13 protein-coding genes and 1 pseudogene are annotated in these 15,298 nt (G+C 37.0%); 7 read left to right on the forward strand and 7 right to left on the reverse strand.

Annotated features, from left to right (window positions below; genetic code table 11):
* The first annotated feature begins 916 nt into the window (after positions 1–916).
* The 3 genes from CYAN7822_RS35015 to CYAN7822_RS30490 all read left to right on the forward strand — a co-directional run bounded on the left by CYAN7822_RS35015 (position 917) and on the right by CYAN7822_RS30490 (position 7,898).
* Positions 917–5,560: a bluetail domain-containing putative surface protein gene (locus tag CYAN7822_RS35015; RefSeq protein ID WP_013334788.1), complete on the forward strand. Its 4,644-nt coding sequence runs from the start codon at positions 917–919 to the stop codon at positions 5,558–5,560.
* A 68-nt stretch (positions 5,561–5,628) separates the two neighbouring features.
* The gene (locus CYAN7822_RS30485; RefSeq protein ID WP_013334789.1) at positions 5,629–6,243 is read left to right on the forward strand and encodes a PEP-CTERM sorting domain-containing protein; all 615 of its coding nucleotides are present in this window, start codon (positions 5,629–5,631) and stop codon (positions 6,241–6,243) included.
* Between the two features lie 266 nt (positions 6,244–6,509).
* A complete protein-coding gene (locus tag CYAN7822_RS30490) occupies positions 6,510–7,898 on the forward strand; it encodes a transposase (protein WP_013334790.1) in 1,389 nt (462 codons plus the stop codon).
* Positions 7,899–8,075: 177 nt separating this feature from the next.
* Here CYAN7822_RS30490 and CYAN7822_RS39835 read toward each other — a convergent pair whose 3' ends face one another.
* Positions 8,076–8,366: a hypothetical protein gene (locus CYAN7822_RS39835; RefSeq protein WP_162052190.1), complete on the reverse strand. Its 291-nt coding sequence runs from the start codon at positions 8,364–8,366 to the stop codon at positions 8,076–8,078.
* A gap of 13 nt (positions 8,367–8,379) precedes the next feature.
* Here CYAN7822_RS39835 and CYAN7822_RS30495 point away from each other — a divergent pair, with 13 nt between their 5' ends.
* The 3 genes and pseudogenes from CYAN7822_RS30495 to CYAN7822_RS39245 all read left to right on the forward strand — a co-directional run.
* Positions 8,380–8,691 carry a hypothetical protein gene (locus tag CYAN7822_RS30495; RefSeq protein ID WP_245602836.1) on the forward strand — a complete coding sequence of 104 codons (312 nt, stop codon included), beginning with the start codon at positions 8,380–8,382 and terminating at the stop codon, positions 8,689–8,691.
* Positions 8,692–9,010: 319 nt separating this feature from the next.
* Positions 9,011–9,511, forward strand: coding sequence for a hypothetical protein (locus CYAN7822_RS39240; protein ID WP_049802783.1), 501 nt, complete (start codon positions 9,011–9,013; stop codon positions 9,509–9,511).
* Between the two features lie 338 nt (positions 9,512–9,849).
* Positions 9,850–10,344, forward strand: a pseudogene (locus CYAN7822_RS39245) (IS1634 family transposase); the annotation flags it as partial.
* 100 nt (positions 10,345–10,444) lie between these two features.
* On the opposite strand, the gene CYAN7822_RS30510 reads toward CYAN7822_RS39245, so the two are convergent.
* Positions 10,445–10,801 (reverse strand): hypothetical protein, encoded by a 357-nt coding sequence (locus CYAN7822_RS30510; protein WP_013334792.1) that lies wholly within the window; start codon positions 10,799–10,801, stop codon positions 10,445–10,447.
* A gap of 124 nt (positions 10,802–10,925) precedes the next feature.
* On the opposite strand from CYAN7822_RS30510, the gene CYAN7822_RS30515 reads away from it, so the two are divergent.
* Entirely contained in the window at positions 10,926–11,270 is a 345-nt protein-coding gene (locus CYAN7822_RS30515; RefSeq protein WP_013334793.1) for a hypothetical protein, read from the forward strand.
* A gap of 221 nt (positions 11,271–11,491) precedes the next feature.
* Here the strand turns inward: CYAN7822_RS30515 and CYAN7822_RS30520 are convergent, their stop codons facing one another.
* The 5 genes from CYAN7822_RS30520 to CYAN7822_RS37055 all read right to left on the reverse strand — a co-directional run bounded on the left by CYAN7822_RS30520 (position 11,492) and on the right by CYAN7822_RS37055 (position 14,255).
* Positions 11,492–11,803, reverse strand: a complete 312-nt coding sequence (locus CYAN7822_RS30520; RefSeq protein ID WP_013334794.1) for a hypothetical protein — start codon at positions 11,801–11,803, stop codon at positions 11,492–11,494.
* Positions 11,800–12,291, reverse strand: coding sequence for a cysteine peptidase family C39 domain-containing protein (locus tag CYAN7822_RS30525; RefSeq protein ID WP_013334795.1), 492 nt, complete (start codon positions 12,289–12,291; stop codon positions 11,800–11,802). Before CYAN7822_RS30525 ends, CYAN7822_RS30520 begins: the two co-directional genes overlap by 4 nt.
* 137 nt (positions 12,292–12,428) lie before the next feature.
* Entirely contained in the window at positions 12,429–12,677 is a 249-nt protein-coding gene (locus CYAN7822_RS30530; protein WP_157872016.1) for a hypothetical protein, read from the reverse strand.
* A 369-nt stretch (positions 12,678–13,046) separates the two neighbouring features.
* Entirely contained in the window at positions 13,047–13,919 is an 873-nt protein-coding gene (locus tag CYAN7822_RS30535) for an NF038130 family PEP-CTERM protein (RefSeq protein WP_013334797.1), read from the reverse strand.
* 135 nt (positions 13,920–14,054) lie between these two features.
* On the reverse strand, positions 14,055–14,255 hold the full coding sequence (locus CYAN7822_RS37055; protein ID WP_013334798.1) for a hypothetical protein: 201 nt from the start codon (positions 14,253–14,255) through the stop codon (positions 14,055–14,057).
* Positions 14,256–15,298: the final 1,043 nt, after the last annotated feature.

Consider the following 15,298-nt stretch of genomic DNA (forward strand, 5'->3'; position numbering starts at 1 on the left):
CTGTCATTAAGTTTCTCAGGCTTCGACAGCGATTCGTCGATCTTAGAGGATTTTCGATAACTTTCCCGTTGTACATAAAATTCGATACAAAGTATCTTTATAGGATAGCCTATAGAGGCTGTGCATTCCAAGCTCCTATAATAAATTTAAACTTATCAGCAGCCAGTTACTGATAGGTACGGAAACTGAGCCATTAGCTGGCGACAGGAATTTAAACAGCCACAAGTTTTTTGTCGCTCATCAGACTGATAAAAAGTTAAGGGATATTTAATTAAAGGTAAAATTTTAAATCTTGTTCGTTTTTTAAATTTGAGTTGGAAACGATTATTACCCATAATAATTGATGCCTCCTTAATTGTACTAAGGCTGGTAGTCGTTCTCCACAAGTGTTTTCCGCACTTGTAGAGGGCGCATTAAATTATATATGGTTCAATCGTATCATAATTAGTTGATGTTGCGGCTCCTATTTTAGATAGCCGCACTATGGCTTTTATGAGCGAGCTAAACGGGAGTGCCCTTTTAGCCGCACTTATTTATCGCGGGTTTCATTAAGCGGTTAGTTTGATAATAATCGTTATCTTCTTTTTGCCAAGCGATCACCAAAAGTTGGGAAGAACCCATTTATCGTGGAATTCGACAATCACAAATTCTCGATTTAAAGATGAAAAAATTAAATAATTCTATAAATTTGACTAAGAAAGCCGAATTGTTGTAATTTTAGGTTGCTACCCTCTTTGTAAGCGAACACAATCCTATTGTTGTTGAAGTTAAGTAAATGGACATTTATTAAAATTAGCTGTTTGACAATCTGAAAGTGTTCCTTTTTAAAAAATAGACGAATCTTATATCAAGAATTGTTAAATAGATATAAGATGGCTTCTAGAACTAGCTTATTTAATCATAAGGACAAATAATTATGGCAGATTTGACGGCAAAAGAAGTTACAAACTTATATTTATACGGAACAACAAATACTCCTACAAATCTTGTTGATGATGCCCTAATCCGTACTAATCCACTACCGGCAAATGTTTCTGTTTCTGTTAGTAAACAAGATTTTATGGCAGGTGCAGGTAGATTTGCTTTAGGGGCACAGTTTGAGCTTATAAAAAAGTTCTTCGATCCAGGGTTTTTAACTCCCTCGGTTAACCCTGGAAGATATACTAAAAAACAACTTGCAGATATATTCGGGCTGGAGTTTTTTGGCTGGAACATGAGGCAACTTGCCTATCAAGATAATACTGATGATTATGCAGAGCGCGTTTATGTGTATAACTCCCAGTCATTTCAAATTTCTGATGATGCCGTATTCGTTGTTGAAGCAAACGGCTCAAAGCGCATAGAGAATTTTTATGTTGAATTTAATAAAGGCGTACCCGAAAATTTTGATTTTGAGGGAGGAGGTTTTATTGCTTTTATTGGTAATCCTTCTCTTCAAAATCAAATTGATCCGTCCAGGATTGGTCGAAAAGTAGATATAGTTTTTACGGGTTCCTTAACTGGTATAACGTATGATTTAACATCATTTAACAATGATCGTGTAAAAATATCATCTTGGAAAGGAATAAGCCCTTTAAAATTAATATCAGATATAGACAAACTTTCAAAGGATTTATTCAACAGTGGAGTAACTAAATTTCTCGACGGTAACAAACCCATAATTTACGGAACAAATAAAGGCGATACATTATCTGTTCTTGATATAGGCGACTCAAGTCTTTATCCTACTTTAGCACCCTATTCTGTCAATGGTGGAGTTTTAATCGGGGGTGATGGCAATGATCGTTTATTGGGCGTACCATTATCGGTCAATGATGCTGATAAATTCTATGGGGGCAAAGGTAATGATGAATTGCTTGGTTTTGATGGAGATGATACTCTTAGTGGCGGAGCCGGAAACGATACTATAGACGGAGGAGATGGCACGGATACAGCTATTTATTCTGGTAATTACGCGGATTACAAACTTACTCTGTCAAAAGCAGACTTCAAAACAGTTACGATTACTCATGATGGTGGTACACAAGAAGATGGAATAGACACTTTAACAAATGTTGAATTTGCTCAGTTCAAGGACAAAAAAGTTCCGTTGAAGGGTTTGGATTTAGCATTTGTCATTGACACAACAGGTAGCATGTTGGATGATATTGATGCCGTTAAAGCTAGTACCAGCGAGATCATCAATAATATCTTTGATGGCAGTTTTCCATTTGCTCGTGTCGCCGTAGTTGGCTACAACGATCCAAGTACGGAAACTATCCTCTCCTTTACAGATCAAGATAAAATCGAAGATAGAAAAAACGCAGCACTTAACGCGATCAATAGTATCTCGGTTGGCGGAGGAGGCGATTTTCCTGAAGCTGTTAATGCTGGGTTAATTCGTGCATTATCTGGAGGAGCCGGTCAATGGAATAAACAAGCAGTATCTCGAAGCATTATTCTTTTCGGTGACGCACCTGCTAAAGATACTGAGCTTGAAAGTCAAGTAATTGAGCTTGCCGAGCAAGTTGGGATATCAGGACTCAATGGTGTCATTATTGGCGAGGATTCTTCAACGTCTGCTGATTTCGAGAGCCTCGCTACTCAAACAGGAGGGAAAACCTTTAATGCTAAGGATGCCAGTCAAGTTGTCTCGGTAATTTTAGATACAATTGATGACGCAAAAAAAGCACCTATTGCTTTCAAAGATAATATTAATACTGATGCTGGCAACATATTTACCATTGATGTACTTTCTAATGATAGCGATCCCAACGGTGATCCTTTAACTATCACAAAAATTCAAAACCAAGATCTAACTCTAGGACAACAAATTATTTTAGCATCTGGGGCAATAGTTACTTTTAATTTTGATAGTAGCATTTCCTATAATCCCAATGGGAAATTTGATTTTTTAAATCCAGGAGAAACAACTACTGATGATTTCAATTATACGATAGCAGACGTGACAGGTAAAACTGATACGGCAAAAGTTAGCGTTACTTTGTTTGATACTATATCTAATAGTAATATCGCTGAAAATCAACCTATTAATACAGTTATTGGCGACTTTACGACAACCTATCCCGCTCAAGGAAAAACTTTTACTTATAGTCTAGTGGCAGACGAGGATGCAACGAGTAGCAGCTTGTTTTCTATAAATAACAATCAACTTAAAACTAATGCTATTTTTGATTTTGAATTCAAAAATAGTTATACTCTTAAAATCAAGGCCACAGATCAAAATGGCGTATCAGTAGAAAAACAGTTGACCATTCGTATTGGTGATGTTAACGACAATCCCACAGATATTACTTTGTCAAAGATTAACATTGCCGAAAATGAAAATGTTGGGATGACTGTAGGAAATTTTAGTAGCACAGATCCAGATAATGCTAACACTTTTACCTACAGTTTGGTTTCTGGAACGGGTGACACAGATAATACTCAATTTACTATTGTAGGTAATGAACTTAAAGTCAACGCCAAATTTGACTATGAAACTAAAAATAGTTACAGTATTCGAGTTAAAACTACAGATCAAGGCGGTTTATCTGCGGAAAAATCGTTTACTATTGCGGTCACTGATGTTAACGAAGCACCGACAGATATTATCTTGACCCCACAACCCGCCGGTGGAAACTTACCAATAGGGACAGTCTTTGGTAATTTCAGTAGTCAAGACCCCGATAATGGTAATACCTTTACTTACAGTTTGGTCAGAGGTTTGGGTGATACCAATAACGATTTATTTACTATAGTAGATAATCAACTCAAAACTAACGCCCCCTTGAATACGAAAGATGCCTTTAATTACAGCATTCTAGTCAGAACTACTGACCAAGGCGGTTTATCTTTTGACAAAAAGATAGAAATTAAAAAAATTAAAGGCGTTGGTTGGGGAGATGTACATTTTGTAACTTTTGATGGATTGAGTTACGATTTGCAATCGGGTGGAGAATTTATCCTAGTCAAGTCTACTGTTGATGATTGGGAAATTCAAACTCGTCAAGAACTTTTGATAAATAACCCTTCAGTTTCCGTTACCACAGCTTTTGCTACAAAAATTGATGGTCATAAAGTTGTATTCGATCTAGATTACGAGGGTAATAAGAGATTGAAAGTCGACGGAAATTCAGTAATATTATCAAGCAGTCAAAGTTTAACTATTGGAAATTCTCTAATTGAGCGCAAAAATAATGTATACACTTTTACTTATGCTGGCCTTGATGGGATTAGAGCTACTGCTGACGATGATCAACTAATTGCTTCGGACTATGGAGGTTCTATCGATATCAATGTTTTTCCCTCTAACGGTCGAGCTACCTTACTTCAAGGACTTTTAGGAAACGCAGATGGTATTAGCTCGAATGATTTTGCTCTGCGCGATGGAACGTTATTAAATACCAATCCAAGTTGGGGTGAAATAAATGGAAGATATGCTTTTGAGTGGAGTGTTCGTGAGGGTGAATCCTTATTTGAGACTCCTGTATTACCTGTAACTCTTCCTTCTCGACTTACACTAGAAAACTTTACTCAACAACAGATACAAGCGGCTACCAATGCCGCTATCAAAGTGGGAATACCAGATAAGGTTTTAAATGCTGTTGTTTTAGACTTTTTGATTACCAAGGATGAGTTTTTTATCAATAGTGCAGCGGAGATCTTCTCGCCGAAGCTCAGTATTACCAGTTCTTCTATAGCCGAGGGAGACAACGGCAGTCAAACTGTTCGTTTGCTTGTGGAATTATCTACTGCTAGTACAAGAACCGTGACAGTAGATTATGCGACGCAAGATGGTACTGAACTTAACAAAGCGCTCGCTGGAGAAGACTATACTGCTGCCAATGGAAAATTAACCTTTCTTCCTGGTACCACCGCACTCACCTTAGATCTTTCTGTTTCAAGTGATACAACGGTAGAGTCTGATGAAACTTTCTTTGCTAATCTAACGAATCTTAACGGAGCAATTTTTGCTACTAGCCAAAGCACTATTAACATTCTAAATGATGACTTAACTTTGGCTCCCACCTTTGCTGGTACTAATGGGAATGATGATTTTACAGGCGGTAATGGCAATGACATTATCAATGGTGAAGGAGGGGACGATAGTCTTAATGGTGCTGGTGGCAATGACACACTCAATGGAGGAAGTGGTCAAGATGTTCTTACTGGTGGTGATGGCGCTGATACCTTTGTCTACAACAACTTCACTGACTCATTATTTGCTAATCCTGACCGCATTCGCAGTTTTAATCCGACTCAAGGCGATCGCATAGATTTAGCAAATATTCCTACCGCGACCTATAATGCCGGTCTTATCCCTGCTGCCAATTTAACCTCTGCCGTAAACGCAGCTTATGCTGACGCTGATCCTACTACTCCTGGTGAGCAAGCATTAGGTGTTAATCAGGCAGTATTTTTTAGCTTTGGTGCTAGTAGTAAATCCCGACGTACTTACCTAGCCGTCAACGATACCACATCTAGCTTTAATGCTAACACTGATCTGTTTATTGAAGTGACAGGCCAAGTTGGCACTTTAGCCCAAGGATCATTAAGATCCAATCGCTACTTTGTCTAGCGTCATTTATACACTGAATAGTTTTTAATTCTTGTAAAAATTGTCAACCATTTAATGACTTTTGCCTCATGAATACACAAATTAAATGTAACTCCAATTATCAGCAAATTCTCAAGTTTAGTTTTGCCATTTCTGCGAGTCTTGGGATTTGGGGCAGTTTTCCTGAGAAAACGACAGCAGCAGCTATAAATTTTGGTAATGCTTTTGTTTCTAAAAATTGGACTTTAATTAACACTAATGCTAATGGAAGTATAGACAAAAGTCATGTCACATCAGGTATAGTTATTCTTACAGGAGGGAATAATCGAAGCAATTCATCTGGTATTACGGATTGGACTATCCCCATTGATTTCTCAAGGGCGGGTTCGGTTCAGTTTAACTGGAGCTATTTTACCTTGGATACTCCTGGCTTTGACTCAGCAGGTTATCTCCTCAATGGAAACTATACCCCTTTAGCTGTTAAAGATGGAGAACAAAGCACTTCGCCTGTAATTTTGACACTCAAGAATGGTGATGTCTTTGGTTTCCGAGTGGCAACTGCAAGTAATAGCGATGGTCCAGGTGAATTGACGATATATGGCACATATCAAACAGTAGTTCCCGAACCTTTAACAATTTTGGGAGCAGGGACGGCTGTTGTTATAGGCACATTTTTTAAGCGCCGAATCCATAAAAAGGATTAAGTAACTAGGCATAATTAATTGTATATCTGAACTTCCCGCCATACTTATCTACTATTTTGCGCCTAAAAGCTTTGCACGACAAGCTTTTAGCCTGCTACCTCTTGTATCCTTACATGGACACTTTCTCTCGATGTGTTGACTTCTTTATAGCGATTACTATATTCTCAAAATACATAAGTAGGAGCAGCCCTTTCAAGGTGTTGTCATTTGCCCCGATTTGTAGTTAGGTAAAGAAATCCAGTATTTCCGAAGGGTAAATAACTATAATGGTTCTCTCTCAAGTGTTTGAGCGTTTTGTCGAAGCCAGTCCGGTATCAGTAATGGTACGCGGACTTCTCGAAAAAGTTTTGTGCCCTCAAAAACTTGATGATTTATTTGAAAGAAGCACTACAACTCAGTACACAAGAGAGTTACTGTTTTCGACAGTTGTGGAGATGATGAGTAGCGTCGCTTGTGGGATTCGACCATCAATTCATGCCGCTTATCAGGCTAAAGTATCTAACATAAGTGTTTCGGTCACTTCTGTATATAATAAATTAAATGCAATGGAACCGAGTGTTAGCGCAGAACTGGTTCGAGAAACAGCCTGTGAGATGGAAGCGATTATTCGACATTTGAATGGAAATTTATCAGATTGGTTGACAGGTTATCGAGTTAAAATTTTAGATGGTAATGCAATAGCCGCAAGCGAACATCGTCTAAAACCATTACGCTCATGTAATAGTGCGCAGTTGCCTGGGCAATCATTAGTTGTACTTGACCCAGTTTTAATGTTAGCAATTGATGTCTTTCCAACAGAAGATGGTCATGCCCAAGAACGCTCTCTATTACATAAGGTTTTAACAACAGTAGAAGAAGATGATGTATGGATAGCTGACCGAAATTTCTGTACCTTAAACTTTTTAAGTGGTATCGTAGCTCAAAAAGGCTTTTTTATTATACGTGAACATCAATGTTTCCCTTGGTATAACGAAAAAGCTCTTAGTTATATTGGTTTAGTAGAAGGAGGTGAAGTTTTTGAACAAGCTATTACCGTTAGTGATGATAATGGATATTTATCCACTCTTAGACGCATTAAAGTTGTCTTAGAGGAAGCCACACGAGATGGATCAGATGAAATTTTTATTCTCACGAATCTTCCTGTAACTGAAGTCAATGCGCTTTTAGTTGCTCAACTCTACCGTAAACGCTGGACTCTTGAAACATTATTTCAAATTCTCACAGTTATTTTTAACTGTGAAATTAAAGCTCTTGGTTATCCCAAAGCGGCTTTATTTGCTTTTTGTGTTGCCTTGGTTTCTTATAATATTCTTGCTGTCGTTTTAGCTGCTCTTAAAAGCGTTCACGGCAGTGAAAAAATTGAACAAGAAATATCAAGCTATTATTTAGCTGAAGAAGTTCGTGGAATTTACCAAGGTATGATGATTGCTATTCCACCGCCGGAATGGAACGTTTTTAAACAAATGAGTCTAATTGAATTGACAAATGAGCTTCGGCATTTAGCGGCTCTGATTAATTTTTCCGCTTTTATACGTCATCCTCGCTCTCCTAAAAAGACAAGGCGACGATTTAAACGTACTCCTCCTCCCAAACGTCCTCATGTTTCTACTGGTAAAATTTTAGCCAAAATTCAGGCTAAAAAACGAACACCTTGAAAGGGCTGCTCCTAATAAGTATAATCGTCTCAAAACACGCACGTCATTAAGCCTCAGAGTAAATTGTCCCCAGTACATGGTAGTGGCAAAATAGCTGAAACTAGCTCGAATGAAGGTTTCGTCTTTTTTCTTAGAGGCGAGTTCAGGCATAAAACCTTTTATAACCCTATACCTCTATTATTCTCCCGTTGCTGCCTCCTTTAAGCCGCTCCCGAATGCGCCTTTAACCACTGACGGGGGTAGGACTTGAATCACCCATCGGTGATGGTTGAATGAATCATGTAGCCGCTTGTTGTTTTTAGTGGAGTTAAGTATGATAATTTTAAGTCCACTAACAACCTTTTTCCCATGTCCAGCCCCTCCTCCATCCAATCTCAAATCTCCAACATGGCTAGTAGCGGCTTCGTGGCTCCTCCCAACACCACCGATAAGTAGCTTCGTCGTTCCTAAGAACGACTTGAAATACACCTATTATCGTCTTATGAGAGCGTATCGGGACAAGGATGGGAAGTTAAAGCGTAAAATGCTTAAATACTTAGCCTCTGATAGCAGCAAGGCTTATAAGAATATGGTTCAAGCCATTAAGCGCCGCTTCCGCATTCAGGCTCTACAGACGCAACTTCTTCGGTTGATGAGGCAACAACAGCCAAAACAAACGCGAAGAAGTAGGGGAGGTTCAGCAGTTAATAGTCCACCAACCACTTCCGAAAGAATGCTATTGGTTCAGTTACAGCAGCAGTTAACCGAGTTGATGGGAAGAGTTGAGAGACTCGAAAGAGAAGTCACTCGTTAGGCAAAATTCTTCCGCCTGAACCCCCAAAATTCCGGATAAAACTGATGAAAGGCCAGTTTTGTGCCCAATTTTCGCTTTTTTTTTTGACATCCCAACCTCCAACTCTAGCTGTTGAGTGTACGGAAAATGTTGGTACGATAAATACTTGGGCATCTTTTCTTTACTTTTCCGTTGATTCTTTAGCACCAAATCCTAAATTCTTAAAAGTGCCTTTAACATCATCCCAAATTAATCCGCAGTAGTAATACTGCTTCTGCCTGAGATTGACCCAGGGCAAAGAAGTAGAGGACGAGTCATCGTTCAATAGACCCAAAAATAAATGGATTTATTATCATATTATCAAAGTTATTTTAAAAGCTCTTTAACCAAAAGTGAACTATTAACTTTACAATTATTAATCTGGTTACTTCAAGTTCACAAACAAGTTAGAATAGAAAGGTTGACGGCTTGTTTACCTATTCCTATTTTAGATGAAAGCCGTCGAAGAAAAATTCAACGGTTTTTAGAATCTAAAAAACTTAGCTTAAGTTTATTCTGGTTTCCTTTAATTAAATTAATTATTGAAAAAGAGTTTAAAAAACAAGAAAGTTTGATTCTTGTTTTAGATAGAACTCAATGGAAGAATAAAAATATTTTTGTTATCAGCGTATTCTGGGAAAAAAGAGCTTTTCCTGTGTATTGGTTGACTTTAAATAAAAAAGGAAGAAGTAACTTACAAGAACAACAAGCATTAATTAGACCAGTCATCAAACTTTTATTTAATTATAATTTAATAATTTTAGGGGATAGAGAATTTCATGGTGTAGAATTAGCTTACTAGCTCAAACAGCAAAATAGAAAAAGAAAACATCATATTTATTTTGCTTTTAGAGAAAAAGGAGAGGTAAATTTTAAAAAAGCTAAAAAAGACTATCAACTTCTTAAAGATATTGATACAGTCCCTGGCGTTAAAATTTTCCATTCTGATGTACAGGTTACAAAAAAGAAAGGATTTGGTAAATTTAATTTAGCTATTTATTGCAAAAGAAATTATGGAAACTCTAAAGAAAAAGAACCTTGCGCCGTGCGACGGCGCATTGGTTTATTTTGACTAATTTGCCTTCTTTAGATGAAGTTATTAAGTATTATAGGAAAAGAAGCGGCATCGAAGCGCTGACAGCTTCTCTAGAAATTAATCAAACCCAAGTTTATGAATTACAAAAAAGAGCAGGAAAATTTATTTTAGCGACTAATGAACTTAATAAGAGTAAATTTAGCTCTGATGATATTTTGATTAAATATAAGGAACAGCAAGCCCCAGAACGCGGATTTGCTTTTCTTAAAGACCCATTATTTTTTGCTGATAGTGTCTTTCTTAAATCCCCTCAAAGAGTTGAGACAATGGCGATGTTGATGGGTTTATGTCTTCTGGTTTATTCTTTGGGGCAAAGAGAACTACGTCGCCAATTACGAGAAGCCAAAACCGGACTCAAAAATCAGTTAGGTAAGTTAACTGAACGCCCTACTTTAAGATGGATATTTCAGTGCTTTCAAGGGATTCACTTAGTCGTATTATCAGGGGTTAAACAAGTTGTTAATTTAACGGAAGAGCGAAAATTAATTTTAAGTTTTTTCTCTTATTCTTGTCAAAAATATTATTTTTTATCTGGTTAAAAAAACACTCTTGTTGTCTCAAATACATAAGTAATAATAGACTGCCCAGTCTGAAGCACTGGATAATTTTAGCTCCCCATTTATTCTCAATAGTGATAAGTTAATGAAAATTTTTTCTAATCTCTGGAAAAAGTTTTTTTATTCTAAAGAGAACTTTTTTCAACCGAGTATTTTGACTTAATTTTGGGAAGCAGATAGAGTCGTTTTCATATTTCTTTGATAATACATTATTGAAGTGCGGAATGTGGGGTTGAAATTTGAGTTTTTTGGCTTCTTGATCGTAAAACCAACGCCACCCGTATCTTCCATCGGGATTTTGTAGTTCGTAACGGACACATCGTAATTTCTTAAAAACTCCTAAAAGAGTTTTGTGCTTAAATACCTGAAAATAAATACGAGCCGGTTGACTATCTTCCCCAGTATGAGTAACGATTTTGGTTTGTTCCTTGTGATTCATATTGAAGTAACTCTTCTAGTTATTACTCGCCAAGTACATCAATTTTACTTGACTTAATTTAAGATATTTAATAAACTCATAAAAGATTTAATAATCATGACGAATTAGGAAGCTTATATTTATTATGTCAGATCATCAAGCAAGTTATATGGTTAACGCAATAATTGGTCGATTATACTTAAAGAATAAGGCATTTCAGTCTCTAAGTTTTCTTGAACAACAGTCGGTCGCTCTAGACATAATTGAAGAATCACGGCACTGTGATGTTAATCTCGGCGAGATCCTCAGTGATGAGTGCTTCTCTGACTATAAAGATGTTCAAGAACACAGAACAATAGCGACCATATTTCAAATTTGTTCCTACTGCGGTAAAGCCTCACAAAACGTACTTGATTATGGAAATAGTTACAGTAAACAAGGAATCTGTTCAGATTGTGTTACTAAATATTTTCCCTCTGGACAAGTATAGCACTACGTCTATGATTTCTTTTTTATCGAGTCTGCTAAGTTCCCAATATCGAGATTTCAACGATTGTTTTTTGTTATTAAATTAGAGGCAAGCAAGCGTATTACCGATTGACAAGGCAATCCAATATTTATTGGTTAAAAAGGCGAATGGAAGAACCTGAAAAAATTCGTCTCAAAATTTAACTTCCACATAGCATTATAATAGCTCGTTCAATAATCATATCAACGGACTAAATACTCTACAATCTCTAAGGGACGTAAGGCAGAAAATTCTCCAATATCAGTAGGAAGATTAATAGGAATGGAATTATAAAATGAACAGACGAGTTGACAAATTTGACTGGCTAAATCTTGATTAAATCTAAAAAAATCGCAAAACTCTTGCGAGCCGTGAGTGATTAAAATAGTTTGACCGGCAACTGTATCGACTTCAACCGTGACATCAAACGTAAGCGATTGATTTCCGGCTTTAATTTCAATTTTAAAAACTTGAGGAATGTTAGTTGTCTGAATTTTTAATAGTTTAATTTTCATGATTTTCTCAAATAAACTCCTTGTCGATTCCAGTGTTTTAAAAATTCTCCTAGTTCCATTTTATACTTTGTGCCCTCCCCCTGTGGATCTCGAATTTTAACATTATTCTCATCATCTAAGCCATCAACAATAACAAAGTGCCCAATTTTTGCACCGGCTTCCCACAAAACTGCCGTCCAAGAACCAGTAGTATTTAGAACTTGTATTAACTGAGTGGGAGTAGCGCCTGGTATAATCAATTCTCCACCTGCCCAACTCCGCGACTTTTCTGAATCCACATTATTTAATGCACGAGCAAGACTAGCTACATCTGAAGGAATTCCCGTTAAAGAAGCAAGCAAAACTTGAGAGATAATAACACCTCTATCTAGTAACAGCATTTCCCCACAAGCTGCTCCACAAGAAATATCTGATACCTGTTGAATAACAGCAGCGTCTTTTCTTTCATCAATTGTTTTCCATCTTCCTCCTGCACCGGCTAATTCCATGACGGACTAAAATTCTTCTAGCTTTAATCAAATGTTTTTTTAATTATAACATAAGTCTTGGTTTAATATTTTTATTACTTCTGCCACTATTAGACTAAATAAAATTCAAAAGTTAAACCGTACAATATTAAATACTGTTAAATTCCCTGTTCCGGTAAACTCGGTGTCGGTAGCGGCTCTTTTTCCGGCAAGAATATATTACTTATTGTCTGGCAGACTTGCCGAGTAACAAAGGCTCTTTTCGCATCGAATCCCATTAAAACACATTGCCGGCTCAATCCCAGTACGATTAGTAGGAGCAAAAAAAGTGCGGCTATTGGTGAAATGCCGACAACAATTAAGCGAACTACTTTTTTCCATTGAAACGTTAATTGCTTAGGATTCATTTTTAAAAAAGAGACGGGGGAAACTCCCCCAAGCTTAATGGCGCTTATCCCACCTCCCATGTTTTTTTCTTCTTTTTCAAGAGGGAAAATACTTAAATTTCAAGCTCTAAGCTGAAGCCGCTATAAGTTTTTCCACGCCGTACCTTGAATATTGGCCGACCTTGTGGACAGAACAATAATACCACTTTAAGGAGAAATGAATAAGCCGCGTTCGCTGTTACATCTCTTAACACAGTGAACTTTATTTATGTCCAGGTACTTACAGTTAAAGCTTTTGTCTTCTTTAAAAAAAGAACGTTTCCAGTCGGCTTTGACTAAGTGGTCGCCACCCATTTTCAACACCTTAGCCCTGCCCACTCGGTAAATTAATTATACTTTTTTGCGTTTTATTAAAGTCGTGCCCAATAATCCTAACGTCATCAATCCCGCAATTGATGATGGTTCGGGAATAGAGGTGGCTGTAGGAGGAATTCCATTAATAGTAACTTCAAAGTTGCCCGTATGACCGCCGAATCCATCATTTAATCCGGAATTGGTCGCCTGGAAACCGTAAAGAAAGTTAGTTTCTCCGTTATAAGTATATTTAACAACTTCACTAGCTTGAAATCCATTCGGTAAAAGAGTTGCAAAACTTGCAAATTTGGGATTATTAGCATAAGCTACTTTTAAATTTATATAGCCTGCTAGTCCAATATTAATTACTCCTGTTGTATCATCTTGGTTAACGTATGAGATATTCGGGTCACTGGTGGCTAAAAATCCTCCATCCGCCCTAAAATTATTATACATATTTGCCGCTTGGCTAGTCCCGACAAATAGACCATAACCGGCTTTGGTGATGAAATCATTAAACCACTTGTTAGCCAAGTTATTCGCCCCGTATGCGTTATTAAGAGTAGCTCCAAACCAATCAGTAGCCGTAAGACTACTTAAAATCAAAGATTTACCCCCAATAGTCCCCATTAATGTTGTATTTTTGCTGAAATCAAAGTTCGTTTGTTCACTACTGGCGGCTAATTCTACGTTACCTGTGGGAGTGGCAGCCGCTCCGTCTAAAACTGATGCTATATTGGCTGAAGTTTTGGCAATGGGAAGCGTCTGAGTTCCAGATACGCCAAAAACTAAATAATCATTGGGGGCTGTTCCTCCTATAGTTGCTCCTGTTAAGCTTCCTGCAAATGCAGAACTATTAAAAAATACAAGACTAAAACCCGATAAAATATTAATTAAGCATTTTTGCATATTTTTTCTGTTGGCTTTGAATTTTTCAATTTTTCCAAGATGATCTCTTTAGAGAATTCCCTTTAAATAATTATTTCTGCTTGATTTTTACAAAACTTTACGGAATTTAAAGAGGCTGAGAAGCAAACTAATCTATTAGTCTGATATTAATGACTCTCTAGCCGCTAGGCAAGCCGCTTCACAAGTCGAGAAAATGTATTGGTTCTCTTGTACCGAGCCATCCCTAGTTCGGATACAAAATTGATAGCATTTTCCATGAGTGTAAAAAATTAATACCATTGCCCCCTGATATATATATAACTCTTCTAGGCGAAAACCTGGAGCATTTATATTCATTGCTTAAAAGCACTCTCATGATGATTATTGGCTAAAACGGCTTCTGTATTCAGAATAATTCAAATCTTGAAAAAGATGAATCGATTTTACGTGATTGGCGACAGGCCGCACGATGTTCGCTGCACAATGGCAATAGGAGCTTTGACAATAGCTATCGCTTCTAAACGTATTCTGTGGACAAGTTAATCGAGTGCGGGAGTTGGGGAGTTTGGGAATCTTTTCCCCCTCCCGCCCAATGAGAGCGAAAAAATCGGCTTAAAAGAGTAAAAAATTCGGGTTTGAGCGGCTCGAACGAGAAGTTAAAGGGGCGCAAATTTCTTCTACCCGAACTCCCTAGCCATGCCTTTCCTCTCGTGACCTAAATTTTGGAGACAAAATTTTCGCATATTTCACAGCATTTGAGGGCAGTCTAGATATAAAGCCACTAGAAGTTAAACAAGCTGTTGCTTTTAAATAGACTGATGCTCAATACTTATCAAAAACTTTAGCTTATGAATAAAAAATTGGTAAAGATAAGCTACTGTTTATTTTAGATAACTTTTAAGGGATTTTACGGAGAAGAAAAATCTAGAGAAATTAATAAATAAGAATGGCTTTTACAATTTCTTAAAAAACACGGACGTAATCCAAGACTTTTTTAAAATTTAAATCAAGTTAAACTGGGCAAAAATCCTGGTTTTTACTGATGAACAAGTAAAATTTCTTATAGTAAAATTATGAGCGAGATTTTCCTTAAATTTTTTCCTAAAAAATCTAGCTATTAAAAATTAAGTTATTTAAGATAAATAGAATGAATAAAAATCTAAAAATAAAAAAATATATACAGAAGTTTTTAACAAGCTTCTCCAAGAAAAACCCAAAAACTGAAAACTTAATGCCTCTAGCTGGTGCGAGCCGGTAAAAATTCAGCTTGCTAACAATCGAATGACCAATTCAGGACACTTGATGAAAGTTGAGCGGTTTTCAAGACAAAAATCTCGCTCAAGATTGTCACAGCGAAGTTTCAGTCAACAATTATTTTCTGGGTTTATATAACTTTTAAA

The sequence above is a fragment of the Gloeothece verrucosa PCC 7822 genome, from assembly GCF_000147335.1.
GTDB lineage: Bacteria > Cyanobacteriota > Cyanobacteriia > Cyanobacteriales > Microcystaceae > Gloeothece > Gloeothece verrucosa.

Bases quoted from the DNA above. Each gene is read 5' to 3' on its own strand.
- CYAN7822_RS35015 (WP_013334788.1), top strand. From the start codon at position 917: ATGGCAGATTTGACGGCAAAAGAAGTTACAAACTTATATTTATACGGA.
- CYAN7822_RS30485 (WP_013334789.1), top strand. From the start codon at position 5,629: ATGAATACACAAATTAAATGTAACTCCAATTATCAGCAAATTCTCAAG.
- CYAN7822_RS30490 (WP_013334790.1), top strand. From the start codon at position 6,510: ATGGTTCTCTCTCAAGTGTTTGAGCGTTTTGTCGAAGCCAGTCCGGTA.
- CYAN7822_RS30495 (WP_245602836.1), top strand. From the start codon at position 8,380: ATGAGAGCGTATCGGGACAAGGATGGGAAGTTAAAGCGTAAAATGCTT.
- CYAN7822_RS39240 (WP_049802783.1), top strand. From the start codon at position 9,011: ATGGATTTATTATCATATTATCAAAGTTATTTTAAAAGCTCTTTAACC.
- CYAN7822_RS30510 (WP_013334792.1), bottom strand. From the start codon at position 10,801: ATGAATCACAAGGAACAAACCAAAATCGTTACTCATACTGGGGAAGAT.
- CYAN7822_RS30515 (WP_013334793.1), top strand. From the start codon at position 10,926: ATGTCAGATCATCAAGCAAGTTATATGGTTAACGCAATAATTGGTCGA.
- CYAN7822_RS30520 (WP_013334794.1), bottom strand. From the start codon at position 11,803: ATGAAAATTAAACTATTAAAAATTCAGACAACTAACATTCCTCAAGTT.
- CYAN7822_RS30525 (WP_013334795.1), bottom strand. From the start codon at position 12,291: ATGGAATTAGCCGGTGCAGGAGGAAGATGGAAAACAATTGATGAAAGA.
- CYAN7822_RS30530 (WP_157872016.1), bottom strand. From the start codon at position 12,677: ATGAATCCTAAGCAATTAACGTTTCAATGGAAAAAAGTAGTTCGCTTA.
- CYAN7822_RS30535 (WP_013334797.1), bottom strand. From the start codon at position 13,919: ATGCAAAAATGCTTAATTAATATTTTATCGGGTTTTAGTCTTGTATTT.
- CYAN7822_RS37055 (WP_013334798.1), bottom strand. From the start codon at position 14,255: ATGAATATAAATGCTCCAGGTTTTCGCCTAGAAGAGTTATATATATAT.